We start from the raw sequence: 16,533 nt of genomic DNA on the forward strand, positions 1-16,533 counted from the left end.
GTAAACCATTTCGCAGTATCCCTTCCTATCTCGCCTCAGGTGTGGTATAGTGTTTACCTGTTTATGACAAATCGTAGGCAGCCACTACTCTTAGGAGGTAACTGATCTTGGATACAAAGACTCAAAGTGCCTATCAAGAAGAACTTCAAAGGTTAGCGCAGACGACGAAGGAAATCGATACTCAGTTGGAGCGGCTTAGAGCGACGCCTGTGTATTACGGCCCTGATTCTAACGGAGCAAGCCCTTGAGGTTTTACGCGAAAGCGGCAGACACAATATGGCCAAAGCCATCGACGAACCGTATTTCGGTCGCCTTGACTTTGAAGAATCAGGAACAGGCTCACCGCAACCACTTTACATCGGCAAAAATGGTGTGGAAGACGAGCGCACAGGCCATCTGCTCGTGATTGACTGGCGCGCACCAATTGCGAGCCTCTTCTACTCCTTTACGGGAGGGCTTGACGCTGCATCTTACGAATCGCCTGACGGCATCATCGAAGGCTTGGTTTATCTGAAACGCAACCTCGTTGTGCGTAAGCAAATTCTCCAGCGTGTCGTTGATACCTATGATCGAAATGAAGACTCTCTTTCTGTCGGCGACGAGTTCTTGCTCTACCGACTTGGGGAAAATAAAGATAACAAGCTCCGCGATATCGTATCTACGATTCAAGCTGAACAAGACCGCATTATTCGTGCTGCGAAGAACACTGCACTTATTATTCAAGGCGTTGCAGGAAGCGGTAAAACAACCGTCGCACTGCATCGTCTCGCCTTCCTGCTCTATCAATACCGCGAACAAGTGCGGGCAGAGCGCATGATTATTCTCGCGCCGAACGCCATGTTCCTTGATTACATTTCAGGTGTATTACCTGAACTTGGCGTTGGCAATATTCAGCAGAGCACTTTTATTGATTGGGCTCTGGATGTGCTTGATCATGATGTCCAAATGGCTGATCCCGAACTTACCCTTCAGCGTTGGTTCGCCCTAGGCAGTAAACGCCCGCCTGTCGACGATCAAGCTCCTGGCCGTTATAAAGGCGCACTTGCCTTCAAAGCGCTATTAGACGAAAGTCTTGAGGGTCTTGAAGCATCTTATGTGCCTGTAACGAGCTTCTCTCCTTGGGATGGGGTCAATCTTCCTATCGCGACCATCCGCGAATGGTTTTTCGTTGAGAATAGGCATTATCCACTCATCAAACGCAGAGAGCGCGTCGTCGCGCGAATTAAGCGGTGGATGGAAATGCAGCTCGACAAGGTGTGGGAAATGAGCTTAAAGAAAGAATTGAAGAAGAAAGCTTCGGCGCGGCTTCGCACCTACCTGACGAGCTGGCCCGAGTACACGGCTTTTAGCTTATATAAAATGTTGTTCACCGAAAAAGGTCGTCTGGACATTTTCCCAGCTGAGCGACTTCAAACCATACCGGCGTTGATCGTGACGGAATCGGAAAAACTTTTCAAGAAAAAAGTCGTGCAAGTCGAAGATTTGGCGCCTCTACTCTATATCCATACACGTCTTCACGGTATTCCGTCGGATCAGCTTTTCGATCATGTCGTTATTGATGAAGCACAGGATTTCTCTCCATTCCAAGTGGCGGTTCTAGATGCCTACACGCGCAATAGCTCATTCACGATTCTCGGCGATTTGTCGCAAGGTATTCACGCCTACCAAGGCATTCAGGCATGGCCCGAATTTTCAGATATGTTCAAACCTGAGGCACGCGGTTATTTCGAGTTAGAACGAAGCTACCGTTCCACGATGGAGATCATTCAGTTCGCCAATCTGGTGCTCCAGCGAGGCGTACCGAACCCATTGCTAGCTGTACCTGTCTTCCGCAGCGGCAATAAGGTTCGCGTTCTGCAATCAAATCGCCAAGCGCGTCTAACTCATCTCGAACGAGCCGTACGACATTTGCAAAGCGGCAACTCCAGCACGATTGCGGTCGTGGCTCGCACAGAGAAAATGGCGTTACAGCTGCATGAAGATTTGCTCGGAATGGGAATCGAAGCGAATCTCATCACTTCGAAACAGCGTGTTTATCGCGGCGGCATTTCTGTGCTGCCTGTGTATTTAACCAAAGGTCTTGAGTTCGATGCCGTCATTCTGATGGATGTCACAGCCGAACACTACGAGGCATCTTTAATAGATGCGAAGCTGCTCTATGTCGGTTGCACGCGTGCGCTGCATGAGCTGTGGCTGCTTGTGACAGGCGACCTATCACCGCTAGTCTCGACCGAGGATCCAGAAATTACGACGACGGATTTTCCGTGACAAATAAAGACACCGCTCAACCGATCTTTACGATCGACTGAGCGGTGTCTTTCCCTTTTCTAATAAGCGACCAACACGCCGCCTTCACCAGCATAGGTGCCGATGACCGTACCCATATTGGAGAAAAGCACCTGACGAAACGGATGCTTTTCCAGGAGCTGAGCCATGAACTCACGTGCGCGAGACTCACAGTTACTATGGGCGATGGCAATCACATCTCGCTCATAATCATGCTCCTTATCGCTAAGAAAGCCGATCAATCGCTTCAAGGCTTGCTGACTGCCGCGGATCTTCTCCACAACTTCAATCGCGCCCTCTTCGCTCGCTTTCATCAACAGCTTGATATTCAGCACGGAGGCAACAGCGCCGCGGACTTTGTCCAATCTTCCGCCCTTGATGACATTTTCCAAAGTATCCAGAAAGAAAAACGTGTCTGACTTCGTGATCGCTTGCGCCACTGACGCAACCACATCTTGGAAAGGGACGCCTTCAGCAACCAATCGCGCCGCCTGATACACGAGCACACCAAGTCCAAGTGATGTCGTTTTCGAATCAATGACTTCAATGTTACCTGTGAAACCTTCCTCCAGCAACATCTCTTTGGCCATTACCGCATGATGATAGGTTGAGCTTAATGACGATGACAGACAAAGCACAAGAATATCCTGATCTGGCTCGCATTTCTGATACTCCGTTAGAAAATGTCCAGGTGATGGACTCGAGGTTTTCGGCAAAGCGCTTTCTCTCTTCATGCGTGCATAGAAATCAGAGAGATCCATATCTGGCTTCATGCACTCCTCGCCGAAATGAACGGATAAAGGAACAATTGCTACTCCGATTTCGTTCACCGTCGTTCTAGGAAGGTCACAGCTGCTATCCGTGATAATCTTGATTGTCGTCATGGTCGTCCACTCATTTCTTATTTTTTGGCAAAAACAATACCTAGTGTCTGAGGTCCGCAGTGGCTCGAAATCACGCAACCGGTTTCCGTTATATATACGTTTTTCACTTGGGTGTGCAGTTCAAATTGCTCTTTGACATACAAAGCTTCATCTAACGCTTGAGCATGGGTAATGAACATGAAGTCCGTGTCCAGCTCCTCTTTCATGGCCAAAGCTTGATCCAGCAACTGCTGCAGGGCTTTCTCCCGCTTACCTCTTACTTTATGCGTAAGTGTCATCGTGCCATTGATAACTTTAACGATCGGTCTAATTTTCAGCAGGCTGCCGATAAACGCTTGAACACTGGAGCATCGACCGCCTTTATGTAAATATTCCAGCGTATCAATAATGAAGGATACTTCCATCTTTGCGGTCATTGGCTCTATAAGGGCCTGAATCTCCTCACGGCTGCGCCCTTCTAGCGCCGCTTGTGCCGCTTTTAGAACAAGGATGCCAATGCCGGTAGATAACGTGCGAGAATCGATCACCGTAATTCGATCATCGGGAAAGCTGCCTGCTGCGATAACAGCATTCTGAAAGGTCGAGGACAGCTCAGACGAAAGGCCGATATACACAATATCATCGCCCTCGGCTATAACAGGGCCAAAGGCATGTTCGAAATCGAGCGGTGATGGTGCCGCTGTTTTGGGCAGCTTGTCCTGCTGCTCTACAAGGTCGAATAGCTGCATTGCATTGACCGTCACACCATCCTTATAGGTTTGCTCCTCGAAGATGACGTATAACGGAACTACTTCAATTTGGAAGCGTTGCAGAAGCTCTGCATGTAAATCGCAAGTACTGTCCGTAAAAATTCGAACCCGAGACATCCTATGTCAACCACCTTATCTTCATGTTTCTCTATGAGAAGACGTCTATGAATCTACCTTGTTTGTGTTCAGTATAATAGAACGAAATCGAAAGCTCAATCCTACAATTTTAGACAAAATGTGCTAAAATCCGTAAATGGTCATGCCCCCATCGACAAATAGGGTTTGACCTGTCACATAATTTGCCGCATCTGATGCCAGGAAAACCGCAGGACCGACTAACTCTTCCAGCTCCCCAACACGTTTCAACGGTGTTCTGGCAATAATTTCAGCTAAATAATCAGGCTGATTTAATATTTTTTCAGTCAGCGGCGTCTTGAAGTACCAAGGTCCGATCCCATTCACTTGAATCCCAAATTTTCCCCATTCCAGTGCGAGCACTTTGGTCATTTGAATCATCGCAGCCTTCGTCGCTGCATAGACAACGCCTGTTCGCAGAGCAACTTGTCCTGCAACAGAAGCGATATTAATAATACGGCCGTATTCGCGCCCCTGCATATGACGACCGACAATTTGAGAGCATAAAAAGGCTGATTTCAAATTCGTCTGCATGATCGTATCCCACTCTTCATCCGTGACGGCTAGCGCTTGGCTGCGAATGTTCATACCTGCATTATTAATCAGGATATCAATACGTCCTGTTTGCGCAATAATAGCCTCAACGGCCTCCTCGATGTGTTCACGTTGTGTAACATCCACCGTAAATGGATAGGCTTGTCTACCTAAAGCACGAATTTCAGCCGCTACAACTTCGAGATCAGCCGCTGTTCTAGCGAAGATTGCCACATCTGCCCCAGCTTCAGCCAAACCGATAGCCAGTGCTCTTCCGATTCCTCTGCCAGCACCTGTGACAAGGGCAACTTTATTATTCAATTGAAATGAAGGTAAATACATGTAAGCATCGTCCAATCTATAGAGGTAGTTTTTTTCAAACACAAGAGAAAGAAGGGTTCCTATGCAATATTCCATGAAAGAAGAACGAGCAAATGCCATTACGCACGGAATCGGCGTCCTATTGAGCATTGCCGCATTGGTTATGCTGATTGTGCAAGCCTGCTCCCAAGGAAACGCGTGGCATATTGTCAGCTTCAGCATTTTCGGAACAGCACTTGTTATTTTATACACCTGTTCCACCCTGGTTCACAGCTTAACGCACGAGAAAGCCAAAGATGTCTTCGAGCTGCTGGATCATTCTGCGATTTATGTGTTAATTGCAGGCAGCTATACGCCATTTCTGTTAGTCACGCTGCGCGGGGTCCTAGGATGGACATTTTTCGGCGTGATTTGGGGCTTAGCCCTCATCGGCATTGTTCTGAAGCTTTTTTTCGTAAAAAGATTCATCCTCGCCTCCACGATTTGTTATATCGTGATGGGTTGGTTGATCGTGATCGCGTTCAAGCCGCTATACACGCAGTTACCGTTCAGCGGGATTGTCTGGCTCGGCGGCGGCGGCTTACTCTATACGCTCGGCTCAATCTTCTATGTATGGAGGCGCGTTCCTTATCACCATGCCATCTGGCACTTATTCGTGCTGGCCGGCAGCGCCTGTCATTTCATTTGTATTTTTGGATATGTCCGATAATCGATGCTAACCAATGAGCTTCTCCAGCTGCTGCATGGTGACAACCAACTCCAGTTGATTGGCCAACTGTTCATATCCCAATCCATTCGGATGTATCGCATCCTCGGAGAGGAACTGTGCCGCTTGATCAACGAAATTATCGTAGACTTGCACGACTTGAATATGAGGCTGCTCTAACTTCCGCAGGAACAAATTAAAGCGTTGAATCCAATACGCTGCGTCGGGAATTTGCGGAATGGGATTGTATAAGCCAATTAGCACGAGCAAATACGGAGTTTGGATGCCTTGCCGCAGCTGCTCGATTTGATGAACGATTTTTCTGTAGTTGCTTTCATACGTTTGAAGAGCTGTCTTCAACACCGAATTGTCACCGTCATAAAAGAAGGGAATCGCCGCTTGAATCAAATCATTTCCGCCTGCTGTAATGGTGATGAGGTTCGCTTCTTGGATATCCTTCTGTAATTGGAGGTCAGACTCAAGCGTTTCCAACAATTGCGCGGTTGTGGCACCATTCGTGCCAGCGTGACACAAGGAAACAGGAACAGCCAATTGACATTCCAGCCGATGCCGATAGACTGAAACGAAGCCTTGACCTTCCTCGGCACCATAACCAACGGTTAAAGAATCGCCAAACGCCACATATTGAATTCTTTTTTCCATCGCTAACCTCTCCCTATCGCATGACGTATAATACTATATGCGTCACCGCCCAGTTTGGGAATGGATACCTAGAGGGGTTCATTCGTCCTTTTTTATGCGTTTACAAGACGATGGGTGTAGTCTTCGATTTGCGCTTTTTCCATAAGAGTAAATTGATATTCACAGTCACAACCTTCATCCTGCAAAACGATCTGAACGATATCCCCAGCCTGATTGCAGATAACTAAAATGGCTGGATCAGTTAGACCCTCCGGGAGCTCCTCCCCCTCCGCCAAATGCAAATTCAAGTAGATATCACGCCATTGCCCACGATCCTCTGCTTCCTGAAAAGATAAGCTAAACCGGTGTTCCTCATGCTCTGCCCCATATTTCATCATCGACTTTTACTCCCCTTCTCTTACATACTATGACATAACGGATGTACGCTATGATGGATTGTATTTGGAAATACACACTTCTTTATACTACAATGGAGTGAACAACCGATCAACAAAGGAGCTGACCTGCCATTGAAATCCTCCATTTCTCAAAGCATTGATGGGAACGCCGATAGATTCAAAGAAATCTCAAGCTATATCGGAGCGAATCCCGAACTCGGACACGAAGAATTTCTGGCATTTGCCCGGCTGACTGCAGAGTTGGAGCATCACGGCTTTCAAATTGAACGCGGTGTATTAGACATACCAACAGCCTTCATCGCTACATACGATTCAGGCAAACCAGGCCCTGTCGTGGCGTTTCTCGCTGAGTACGATGCGCTGCCTGAGCTCGGTCATGCATGCGGCCATCATCTCATCTGTATGATGAGTATCGGCGCCGCTATCGGCTTGAAAACCGTCCTGAACGAAACAGGCGGCAGCATACGCGTCTACGGAACACCAGCAGAAGAAACCAAAGGCGCCAAAGTGCCGATGGCAGAAGCTGGTTTATTCAAGGATGTTGACATCGCCTTGATGGCACACCCTTATTATGCCTATGAAAAATCCGGTGAATCCCTCGCCATGGATGCCATCCAGTATGAGTTCTTCGGGCGTTCTGCTCACGCCGCAGCACAGCCCTATGAAGGGATCAACGCGCTGGACGCGGTTATCCAGCTTTTTAACAGCATCAACGCGCTTCGCCAGCAAGTTAAATCACATGCCCGTATTCACGGTATTATCAGCGAAGGCGGCAAAGCACCGAACATTATCCCGGACTACGCAGCAGCTCGATTCTACGTGCGTTCGGCATCGCGGACGTATACGAATGAGCTCGTGCAGAAGGTGCTCCACTGCGCTGAAGGTGCAGCGTTGCAAACGGGGTGCACGTTGAAAACATCTTTCTATGAGTTTTCTTATGACGAGCTCCGCACGAATGAAACATTGTCGCAGGTGTTCACGGAGCAGTTATTCGCCTTAGGCGTCGACCCGAAAGAGATTCAAACCGGCCAAGACCATGGCTCTTTAGACTTAGGCAATGTCTCGACGCAATGTCCAACCATTCACCCCTTCGTTAAAGTCGTGAACGAACGTCATCTGCTGCATACCAAGGAATTTCGCGATCTCGCGATGACGGAACCTGCCTTGGACAGCATGCTGTTCACATCGAAAGCTCTCGCCTTTACGGCGTATGAAGTGCTCTCGAAGCCAGATTTGCTTGCTGCGATTAAAGCGGAGTTTGCTGCTTCGAAATAGCCACGTCGTTCGTAAAGCCTATTTTCAATATAAGACCTCTTTGAGGTCTTATTTGTTACATCCGCGTTCATTGCTCATATAAGGTTGTTTTCAACCCTTCTCATTGCTGCGCAAGAACAACCCTACGCCAATCAGCAGTAAGCATCCCGCTAACAACTGCATCGTCGTAATCGTCTCCCCCAGCAAGAAATACGCCAGCATAGATGCCCCCAATGGCTCACCAAGGACGGTCATGGAGACCGATGAAGCTTTCATATATTTCAGCAGCCAATTAAACACATAGTGACCGAATATCGTGGATACTACCGCTAAAAGGAAGAACACCCCCCAATCCGTTGGCGGGTACCCCGTGAACGGTTCGTGGGATGCCACATTCGTAATCGCCAAGGTCAGCGCTGCGAATAGGAAAGCGAGAAAGCTATAGACGAAGGCCGATATGCGTTCACGTAAGTTTTTGCCTAATAACATATGTAAAGCGACTGCGATCGTCCCCACGAAGGAAAGGACATCCCCCTTCAGCGCTTCTCCCGAAAATTGGAAATCCCCCCATCCGATGCAGATCGCGCCAATAATCGCGATACACATCGCGATCACTGAAGAACGACTTGCCCGGACACCGTGCAACAGAAACGCGCCTACCAGTACGAAGATTGGCTCCAATGTAAGTATCGCTGTGGAGCTGGCTACCGTCGTAAACCTAAGGGAGTCCATCCAGAATAAGAAGTGCAGGCCAAGTGCAACACCTGACAGTGCAATGCGCAGCCAGTCTCTCCGCACGATCCGCTTAAACTCGTTGCGATACTTCCATAGGAATGGGAGCATGAGGACATTGGTGATAAACAACCTGTACATGGCGATGACTGCGGCCGAGGCGTCTGACCATTTGACGAAAATAGAAGAAAAAGAAATAGCAATTATACCAATAAGCAGAAAAATGGGAATTGGAATTTTGGTTGGGTTCATTGCGTTCATGTTGTAAACTCCTTAGGTGAAAATAGCGGCGTCTCTTATTTATTGACCGATATTCAATTAAATCAGAACACGAGAAAGCCCTTCAACTCAAAGGCTGAGCGAAGGGCCTCATTGACGTGATGAATTAGTCCAAAACTGCGGACATATGCTTATTCGTTACAGACCAGTGCGACGTGTTCCAGATCGATTCTTTATCCTTAAAGTAAAGGATTTGCGGTGACGCATGCTTAATGCCGAGATCCTCCGCGATTTGATTCGAAACTGGGCGCGACTCGATCACCTTCACTAAGTAATAATCTACCTGTTCATTATGTGTGCCAGATAAATATTGCTCATATTCGTCAAGTGCACTCGCACTTACGGGACAAGTTGTGCTGTGTTTCAGGATGACAGCAGGCTTCTCGGATGACCGGTCGAATACCTCTTGCCACTCCGTTAACGTTGTTAACTCTTTCCAAGCTGACATGTGACACATCTCCTTCTCTATACGATTTCATGAAAATTATAGAATAACGAGTGGGTATATGCAACTTACTTGCTTGTTAGAGTACGAAAAACCCTACCCGCCACTCGGCGAATAGGGTTCTCCTAGCTATCGAACTTGCAAGAACTGGCGAAATAGAAATACAGCCTTCAATTTCAAGAGATCATTGACTTTTTTGAAATCAACTTGCAACAAATCGCTGATCTTCTCCAACCTATACGTCACGGTATTGCGATGAATGAATAATTGCTTAGCCGCCTCACTCACTTGACCATCATTCCGAATAAAAACCTCTAGCGTACGAATCATCTCTTGGGAATATTCAGGGTCTTTCTCGAGCAGCGGCCGCAAAATTTTGGCGCAATAATCTTCCATCGTCGGCGTCGATAAATGCTGAAAGAGATGCGCGAACTCAATTGTTTCAAAGTTGAGCACTCGGTCAGGCAGCTGCAGCAAGCTGCCCATCCGCTCCGTCTCGCCGCACTCCATGTAAGCTTCACGCAACGCAGTAGGCTTCGCTTTTGGCGATGACGTGTAGAAAACTAGACCATCTCCTGTTGCCGAATTCCCTTCGTATTTACTAAGCAGTTGTGAGAGGTCTTCCTCTGGAAATCCATCCCCTTGTGTTGTCGAATAAATCGAGAACATCCGATCCTTCAGCATAAAATGGTACCCGCGGAAATTACTCGATTTCGCATGCGTTTCCATATAGTGCTTCACGTCTTTGAAATTTTCATGCAGCGCTTCCGCGCCAAGAGATTCTTTCTTCACTTTGGCAACGACACATTGAAAGGCACCTGTAAATATGAATAAGCCTCTCGCTTCGGCCTGCTCCATGAACTCCTCGAGTCCTGCCCCTTTATCCAGATAGCGGCTCAAATAATTTTGCATATCGCGTTCCGCTGACGCCTCAACAAATGAACGAAACGTGTAGCTCATATGGAACATCAGAATATCCGCTGCTTGTTGAAACAATCCTTCCTCGACTGCCGTCAGCAATAGCACATCAGGCATAACGAGCAAATGGCCTAAAGGCTCCTCCTGCTGCTGCAAACCAATCCGATAGGCGCGGTCTTTCCCTGTGTAGACCCACCCTGATTTACGCTTACTCGGCCAATTCTGAGCCAATTGATCTGGACTCCAGGTGCTCGCATTGTATAAGATTTGACCTCTTGCCCCGACCACAGCCATCGGATACCCTAAAATATCACGAATAAGCTGAAACATCGTTAGCATATGATCTTGCTTCAAACCGACATGCATTAATTTCTTTTGCTTCTCGAGCACCGTTTGCAGTAATTCCGTATTTCTGCGGTACTCAGCATTAAACAGCGCATTCATTCCATCCGAAAAAGTAAACTGAAAGGGCATTTCGATAATTGGAAAATGCAAACGATCCGCTTCCTCCACGACGATTTGCGGCAGTTCCGTCCAAAATCTCCCCAGTTTAATCCCAAGACCTGCGGCACCGCGGTCATTTAATTTGCGCAGGAGGTTCACGGTTTCTTGCGGGCTGTCTTTCATAGCGAAAGCAGTTGTAAACAACATCTCACCCGATTTCGTCCAATCTGCAATATCCGGTGCATCCATGACATTGACGGATTTAACGATACGGGAATCCCCTTGTTTACCAGCGACTAACTTAGCCTCTGTCAACGGATAAATCGCTAATGCTTCACGAATGGTAAGATGCATTGTGATTCCCCCTATGCCTTTTAACCGATTATAGGATGACAGGAAGTATCCAGTCAATGCTTTTGTGTCAATAAACCTTACACTATAGACGTATTTATGAAAATTTAATGAAATAACATCATTTTAATGTTATATAACATAACATCAACAACACAAAAGAACCCCCAACACCAGAAATCACTTGGTATTGAAGGCCGCATATTCAATAATCTTTAAATGACTCGGAACGTTCCTGTCCCCATCGTGCCCAAATTCCCTTCACTGTCCACGACACGGCCTTGGGCAGTAATCATTTTGCGGGATTGATGCACAAGCTCCGCCGTGACCAACAATCGCCCTGCGTAAAGCGGAGAAACGAAGTGGACATTCAAGTTCGTCGTCACGACTTTCTCCTCGGGCCTAGCGATCATCGCAATGATTCCCATTGCTGTATCGAGCAGCGAAGAGGTCACGCCGCCATGCACCATCCCGATCGGATTGAGATGGTGAGGTTTCGCTTCTAGTGCGATGGTAATCGCGCCATTTTCCATGGTAACGAATTCGCATCCCAGAAAACCCCAGAAAGTGGACTCCGCAGAGGCAGCTAACTGTTGTAATTTACGAATTAAGCGTTCTTGCGTATCATCCATCGGACTCCCTCCACGTCTTTAGCAAAGGGCTGCTCCGTTATTGGGTAGCGAAGCTACACCACCTTCACTTGGTCATTTCTTCTTCTAACAATTGACGCCGCAATACTTTGCCAATCATTGTTTTGGGCAGTGATTGACGGAATTCAACCTTGCGAGGAACTTTATAAGCTGCAAGCCGTTCCCGGCACCAAATGTCCAATTCTTTCTCGGTCAATGTCATGCCCTCACGAAGCACGATAAACGCCTTAACCGTTTCACCTCGATATTCATCAGGAACCCCGGCAACTGCTGCTTCAAGAATAGCAGGATGTTCGTAGAGAACTTCTTCTATATCACGAGGATAAATGTTAAAGCCACCCGCAATAATTAAATCTTTCTTACGGTCAACGATCGAGAAGAAGCCATCTTCATCCATGCGCCCCATATCCCCGGTGTACAGCCAGCCATCCTTGATCGTCTTTGCCGTTTCTTGCTCACGCCGCCAGTAACCTTTCATCACTTGGGGACCTTTAATGATAATCTCGCCGATCTCACCAATCGGCAATTCCTCGCCTGAGTCCGAATCAACGACTTTCGTCACGGTATCTGGAAAAGGAACACCAATCGTGCCTATTTTACGAAAACCCCAAATCGGATTTGCATGCGTGACAGGCGAGGCTTCCGTTAAGCCATACCCTTCGATAAGCTTACCTCCCGTCAGCGCCTCGAATCGCTCTTGCACCTCCAAAGGAAGCGGGGCTGAACCGCTTACACAAACGTTAATCGAGGATATATCAACCTCTTTCACCCGTTTATGATTAATCAAGGCAACATACATGGTTGGCGCGCCAGGAAAAATAGTAGGCCTTAATTTGTCGATCGTGTCAAGAATCATATCGATATCGAACTTCGGAATGAGAATCAGCATGCCCGCTCGATGCATCGCTTGATTCAATAACACCGTCAATCCAAAGACATGGAAGCAAGGAATGGCACCCAAGAAGCGATCACCGCCAGCCTCTTCGCGGTAGCACCAATGGCTCGTTTGATACGTATTCGCAATTAAATTAGCGTGCGTCAACATAACGCCTTTGGCTAAGCCCGTCGTGCCTCCTGTATATTGGAGAAGCGCAATGTCTTCCTCTGCATTCACTTGCTCACAAATCGGTTCTGCCGAGGCAGCTCGCAGCAATTTCTTGAAGGCATAAACGCCGTCTCCATACGCAACATCGAGCTTGGCGCCGTCCCTTTTCATTTTGATCGGATATAACCAATTCTTTGGAAAAGGCAGATAATCCTTAATCGAAGTGACGATGACATGCCGGAGGAAAGTCCTTGACTTCGCTTTCTGTACACGTTCAAACAATAAATCCAATGTGACGATCACTACAGCTTCCGAATCCGAGAGCTGGTGAACCAGCTCTCTCTCCACATATAACGGATTCGTCATCACCACAATCCCGCCCATCATTAACGTTCCGAAATACGCGATAATGGCCGAGGGACAATTCGGCAGCATAATCGATACTCGCTCCCCTGAACGAACTCCGAGATCTAGCAGCACATGAGCAAATTGATACGATGCCGTGACTAACTCACGATATGACAGTTTTTTGCCCAAGAAAAACAAGGCAGGACGATCTGGAAATTGACTTGCGGAATCAACCAACAAACGTGCTAGATTATGTTTCGGGTACTCGTACGTCGGCGCCACTTCCGCAGGATAATGACGCAACCAAGGCTTTGTCTCCCCCATACAGAACCATCCCCTTCAGGTTCATGACATCGTTCCTCAACTGATGAATTTCTCACCCTGAATTACACGTGCGGCGATGTCACGCTTCAACCCGACCGTATTGACACTGCTGCGTCTGGACAGTTTCTTAAGCATAGATAGCTGAGTCCGAAGCACATCTCCTTCTTCCATCGTACTAAGCGCTTCTTTGGCATATGCCTCAATTTTGTCAAAAGCCTCATGAACAAATACCGTCGTCAATTGGATCGCGTTGGCCGCTTTCGCTTCGCCTTGGTTTTGAATGATTTTCAGTGTGCGTAATAATCCGCTCTCTGCTGCAAAAATTTGAATCATCATATCTGCCAGACAACTCAATATCTCTTGGTTTTTCTCTAACGTCATGCCATACTTCTGAACCGCAAGTCCGCCGACCATGAGGAATACTTTCTTCGCCATCGACACCAGATGCGTTTCTTCAGCTAACATTTCTTCAAACGTTTGACCTGGCATATACGAAAGCAGCTCGCCTTGCAGCTCCTGTGCTTTTTGCAGTAAAGGCAGCTCGCCTTTCATCGCTTTTTTCACCAGTGTGCCTGGAATGAGCAAGCGGTTAATTTCATTCGTGCCTTCGAAAATCCGATTAATCCGCGAATCGCGATAGATGCGCTCCACTTTATACTCTTGAATAAAGCCATAGCCGCCATGGATCTGCAAGCCTTCATCCGCAACAAAATCCAGCACCTCGGAAGCAAACACTTTATTAATTGAGCACTCCAGCGCGTATTCGGAAATCCCTTTGGCCGATGTCTTCCCAGCATCATGACTCGTGTGATCAATATCTTTGAGGATGTTATCGAAAAGGCCTGTCGTGCGGTACACCATGCTCTCAAGTATATAGGTTTGAATGTTCATTTCTGCCAGCTTCTTGCCAATGAGCGGGAAACGCGAGATCGGCGTCTGGAACTGCTGACGCGTATTCGCATATTTGACCGCAAGCTCAATCGTTTCTTTGGCTGCACCCAAACATCCCACTGCTAATTTATATCGACCAATGTTCAAAATATTAAACGCAATCAGATGTCCCTTTCCGATCTCGCCGAGCAGGTTTTCGACTGGCACTTTGACATCTTCGAAAAATAAAGGGCGCGTCGACGAGCCTTTAATGCCCATCTTCTTCTCTTCAGGGCCCATCGTGAAGCCTGGATCACCTTTTTCCACGATAAAAGCTGTGAAATCCGTGCCGTTAATTTTGGCATAGACGATGAAAATATCTGCAAAACCCGCATTCGTAATATACAATTTGGACCCATTTAAAATATAATGCTTCCCGTCATCAGACAATCGAGCCGTCGTCTTCGCACCCAATGCATCTGAGCCCGAAGTCGGCTCCGTAAGGCAATAGGCCGCGATTTTCGCTCCCGTTGCGAGATCTGGCAAATATTTCTTCTTCTGTTCCGTCGTTCCGAAGAACACGATCGGCAGCGTTCCGATCCCGACATGTGCGCCAATGGATAAAGCGAAGGAGGACGCCCGCGCTAAATTTTCGCTGATGATCGTTGAGCTAACTTTATCCAGGCCAAGTCCACCATAAATTTCAGGTACGTCTGCACCAAGCAAACCAAGATCGCCAGCACTGCGCATGAGCTTAACCGTCAAATCATAATCCAACTTCTCGAGATGCTCATCATTGGGCATCACTTCCCCGTTTACATAATCACGGGTCGTTTCCGCGATCATGCGATGCTCTTCGGTAAAATCCTCCGGTGTTACAATGGCTTGGCAGTCAAGATCTGAAATGACAAAACTTCCACCTACAATTTTGCTTGTCATATGGCTTCTCTCCTTAACATGTGGATGATAATGGAAAAACTTGGGATCACTGACCGGTTACTCCGCTGCGTGGACTTGAAATACGCCTGCGGCGCCCATACCGCCGCCGATACACATGGACACCACGCCATAACCGCCGCCCCTGCGCTGCAGCTCGTAGATCAGACTCGTCGTCAGCTTCGCGCCTGTACAGCCTAGCGGATGACCGAGCGCAATGGCGCCGCCGTTCACATTCACTCTATTTTCATCTAAGCCCAGCTCGCGCACGATATGAAGGCATTGGGAAGCGAAGGCTTCGTTAATCTCAAAAAGATCTACATCAGCAAGTGAAATCCCCGCCATCTGAAGCGCCTTCGGAATCGCCTTCACAGGGCCGACACCCATTATTTCCGGTTCTACGCCAGAAAGTGCAAACGATTTAAACGTCGCCATCGGCTTCAGCCCGAGCGCCTCGGCGCGCTCGCGGCTCATCAGCACGGCCGCCGCTGCGCCGTCTGACGTCTGTGACGCGTTGCCCGCCGTCACCGTGCCCCCCAAGCTGAAGGCTGGCTTCAGCTTGCTGAGCCCTTCCACGGATGTATCAGGGCGTACGCCCTCATCAGCGGCAAACACAAACTCCCGAACGTACGCTTTGCCGCGTTCGTCAACGCCTTTCACGCTCGTGCTCACCGGCACGATCTCATCGACGAAGCGGCCTGCTGCGATGGCCGCCGCTGCCTTCTGATGGCTGCGCGTGGCGAAGCCATCCTGCGCTTCGCGCGAGATGCCGAAGCGCTCCGCGACGGCTTCGGCGGTGTGCCCCATGCCCATGTACACCTCGGGCATAGTCTCGACCAGCCGCGGATGCGGTGAGAGCTTGAAGCCCGTCATCGGGACGTGGCTCATGCTCTCAACGCCTCCAGCGATGATCACCTCGGCGTGGCCGAGCATGATGCGCTCCGCCGCATAAGCGATGGCTTGCAAGCCGGAGGAACAGAAGCGATTGACCGTGATCGCGGGCACAGTCACGGGAAAGCCCGCATACAGCGACATCGTGCGGGCGAAGTTCAGCCCTTGCTCCCCTTCGGGCATCGCGCAGCCGATGATGATATCCTCGACATCGCCCTTGTCGAGGCCAGGAACACGCCGTACCGCTTCTTCGAGTACGGCTTTACCTAAATCTTCCGCGCGGGTTTGCGCGAAGCTGCCTTTCTTCGCGCGCCCAACGGCAGTTCGCGTTATCGATACAATGACGGCTTCCTTCATCGAACTCACCTCT

14 protein-coding genes and 1 pseudogene are annotated in these 16,533 nt (G+C 48.5%); 3 read left to right on the forward strand and 12 right to left on the reverse strand.

What is annotated here, in order from left to right:
* Positions 1-107 precede the first annotated feature (107 nt).
* Positions 108-2,268 (forward strand): annotated as a pseudogene (locus tag MJB10_RS13730) (HelD family protein).
* 59 nt (positions 2,269-2,327) lie between these two features.
* Here the strand turns inward: MJB10_RS13730 and MJB10_RS13735 are convergent.
* The 3 genes from MJB10_RS13735 to MJB10_RS13745 form a co-directional block, all read right to left on the reverse strand.
* A complete protein-coding gene (locus MJB10_RS13735) occupies positions 2,328-3,170 on the reverse strand; it encodes a DegV family protein (protein WP_314795456.1) in 843 nt (280 codons plus the stop codon).
* A gap of 17 nt (positions 3,171-3,187) precedes the next feature.
* On the reverse strand, positions 3,188-4,036 hold the full coding sequence (locus MJB10_RS13740) for a DegV family protein (RefSeq protein ID WP_314795457.1): 849 nt from the start codon (positions 4,034-4,036) through the stop codon (positions 3,188-3,190).
* 123 nt (positions 4,037-4,159) lie between these two features.
* On the reverse strand, positions 4,160-4,930 hold the full coding sequence (locus MJB10_RS13745; RefSeq protein ID WP_314795458.1) for an SDR family NAD(P)-dependent oxidoreductase: 771 nt from the start codon (positions 4,928-4,930) through the stop codon (positions 4,160-4,162).
* Between the two features lie 61 nt (positions 4,931-4,991).
* Here MJB10_RS13745 and trhA point away from each other — a divergent pair, with 61 nt between their 5' ends.
* Complete coding sequence (trhA, locus tag MJB10_RS13750) at positions 4,992-5,618, forward strand: PAQR family membrane homeostasis protein TrhA (protein WP_314795459.1); 627 nt, start codon at positions 4,992-4,994, stop codon at positions 5,616-5,618.
* Positions 5,619-5,624: 6 nt separating this feature from the next.
* Here trhA and MJB10_RS13755 read toward each other — a convergent pair whose 3' ends face one another.
* Both MJB10_RS13755 and MJB10_RS13760 read right to left on the reverse strand, forming a co-directional pair.
* Complete coding sequence (locus MJB10_RS13755) at positions 5,625-6,278, reverse strand: GDSL-type esterase/lipase family protein (protein ID WP_314795460.1); 654 nt, start codon at positions 6,276-6,278, stop codon at positions 5,625-5,627.
* Between the two features lie 92 nt (positions 6,279-6,370).
* Positions 6,371-6,655: a hypothetical protein gene (locus MJB10_RS13760; RefSeq protein ID WP_314795461.1), complete on the reverse strand. Its 285-nt coding sequence runs from the start codon at positions 6,653-6,655 to the stop codon at positions 6,371-6,373.
* Positions 6,656-6,787: 132 nt separating this feature from the next.
* Here MJB10_RS13760 and MJB10_RS13765 point away from each other — a divergent pair, with 132 nt between their 5' ends.
* On the forward strand, positions 6,788-7,951 hold the full coding sequence (locus tag MJB10_RS13765; RefSeq protein WP_397386533.1) for a M20 family metallopeptidase: 1,164 nt from the start codon (positions 6,788-6,790) through the stop codon (positions 7,949-7,951).
* A gap of 90 nt (positions 7,952-8,041) precedes the next feature.
* On the opposite strand, the gene MJB10_RS13770 is transcribed toward MJB10_RS13765, so the two are convergent.
* The 7 genes from MJB10_RS13770 to MJB10_RS13800 form a co-directional block, all read right to left on the reverse strand.
* Positions 8,042-8,923, reverse strand: a complete 882-nt coding sequence (locus MJB10_RS13770; RefSeq protein WP_314795462.1) for a DMT family transporter — start codon at positions 8,921-8,923, stop codon at positions 8,042-8,044.
* A gap of 124 nt (positions 8,924-9,047) precedes the next feature.
* Positions 9,048-9,389, reverse strand: coding sequence for a bacillithiol system redox-active protein YtxJ (gene ytxJ, locus MJB10_RS13775; RefSeq protein ID WP_314795463.1), 342 nt, complete (start codon positions 9,387-9,389; stop codon positions 9,048-9,050).
* Between the two features lie 126 nt (positions 9,390-9,515).
* Positions 9,516-11,102, reverse strand: coding sequence for a PucR family transcriptional regulator (locus MJB10_RS13780; RefSeq protein WP_314795464.1), 1,587 nt, complete (start codon positions 11,100-11,102; stop codon positions 9,516-9,518).
* 212 nt (positions 11,103-11,314) lie between these two features.
* On the reverse strand, positions 11,315-11,731 hold the full coding sequence (locus MJB10_RS13785) for a PaaI family thioesterase (RefSeq protein WP_314795465.1): 417 nt from the start codon (positions 11,729-11,731) through the stop codon (positions 11,315-11,317).
* Between the two features lie 64 nt (positions 11,732-11,795).
* Entirely contained in the window at positions 11,796-13,466 is a 1,671-nt protein-coding gene (locus tag MJB10_RS13790) for a long-chain-fatty-acid--CoA ligase (protein ID WP_314795466.1), read from the reverse strand.
* Between the two features lie 36 nt (positions 13,467-13,502).
* The gene (locus MJB10_RS13795) at positions 13,503-15,275 is read right to left on the reverse strand and encodes an acyl-CoA dehydrogenase family protein (protein WP_314795467.1); all 1,773 of its coding nucleotides are present in this window, start codon (positions 15,273-15,275) and stop codon (positions 13,503-13,505) included.
* 57 nt (positions 15,276-15,332) lie between these two features.
* Complete coding sequence (locus MJB10_RS13800; protein ID WP_314795468.1) at positions 15,333-16,520, reverse strand: acetyl-CoA C-acyltransferase; 1,188 nt, start codon at positions 16,518-16,520, stop codon at positions 15,333-15,335.
* Positions 16,521-16,533 lie beyond the last annotated feature (13 nt).

It is taken from the genome of Paenibacillus sp. MBLB1832 (genome assembly GCF_032271945.1).
GTDB classification, from domain to species: domain Bacteria; phylum Bacillota; class Bacilli; order Paenibacillales; family NBRC-103111; genus Paenibacillus_E; species Paenibacillus_E roseopurpureus.

Excerpts from the sequence above, each read along its gene's own strand:
- MJB10_RS13790 (WP_314795466.1), bottom strand. The coding sequence starts at position 13,466 with ATGGGGGAGACAAAGCCTTGGTTGCGTCATTATCCTGCGGAAGTGGCG.
- MJB10_RS13800 (WP_314795468.1), bottom strand. The coding sequence starts at position 16,520 with ATGAAGGAAGCCGTCATTGTATCGATAACGCGAACTGCCGTTGGGCGC.
- MJB10_RS13740 (WP_314795457.1), bottom strand. The coding sequence starts at position 4,036 with ATGTCTCGGGTTCGAATTTTTACGGACAGTACTTGCGATTTACATGCA.
- ytxJ (WP_314795463.1), bottom strand. The coding sequence starts at position 9,389 with ATGTCAGCTTGGAAAGAGTTAACAACGTTAACGGAGTGGCAAGAGGTA.
- MJB10_RS13770 (WP_314795462.1), bottom strand. The coding sequence starts at position 8,923 with ATGAACGCAATGAACCCAACCAAAATTCCAATTCCCATTTTTCTGCTT.
- MJB10_RS13795 (WP_314795467.1), bottom strand. The coding sequence starts at position 15,275 with ATGACAAGCAAAATTGTAGGTGGAAGTTTTGTCATTTCAGATCTTGAC.
- MJB10_RS13760 (WP_314795461.1), bottom strand. The coding sequence starts at position 6,655 with ATGATGAAATATGGGGCAGAGCATGAGGAACACCGGTTTAGCTTATCT.
- trhA (WP_314795459.1), top strand. The coding sequence starts at position 4,992 with ATGCAATATTCCATGAAAGAAGAACGAGCAAATGCCATTACGCACGGA.
- MJB10_RS13780 (WP_314795464.1), bottom strand. The coding sequence starts at position 11,102 with ATGCATCTTACCATTCGTGAAGCATTAGCGATTTATCCGTTGACAGAG.
- MJB10_RS13745 (WP_314795458.1), bottom strand. The coding sequence starts at position 4,930 with ATGTATTTACCTTCATTTCAATTGAATAATAAAGTTGCCCTTGTCACA.
- MJB10_RS13785 (WP_314795465.1), bottom strand. The coding sequence starts at position 11,731 with ATGGATGATACGCAAGAACGCTTAATTCGTAAATTACAACAGTTAGCT.
- MJB10_RS13735 (WP_314795456.1), bottom strand. The coding sequence starts at position 3,170 with ATGACGACAATCAAGATTATCACGGATAGCAGCTGTGACCTTCCTAGA.
- MJB10_RS13755 (WP_314795460.1), bottom strand. The coding sequence starts at position 6,278 with ATGGAAAAAAGAATTCAATATGTGGCGTTTGGCGATTCTTTAACCGTT.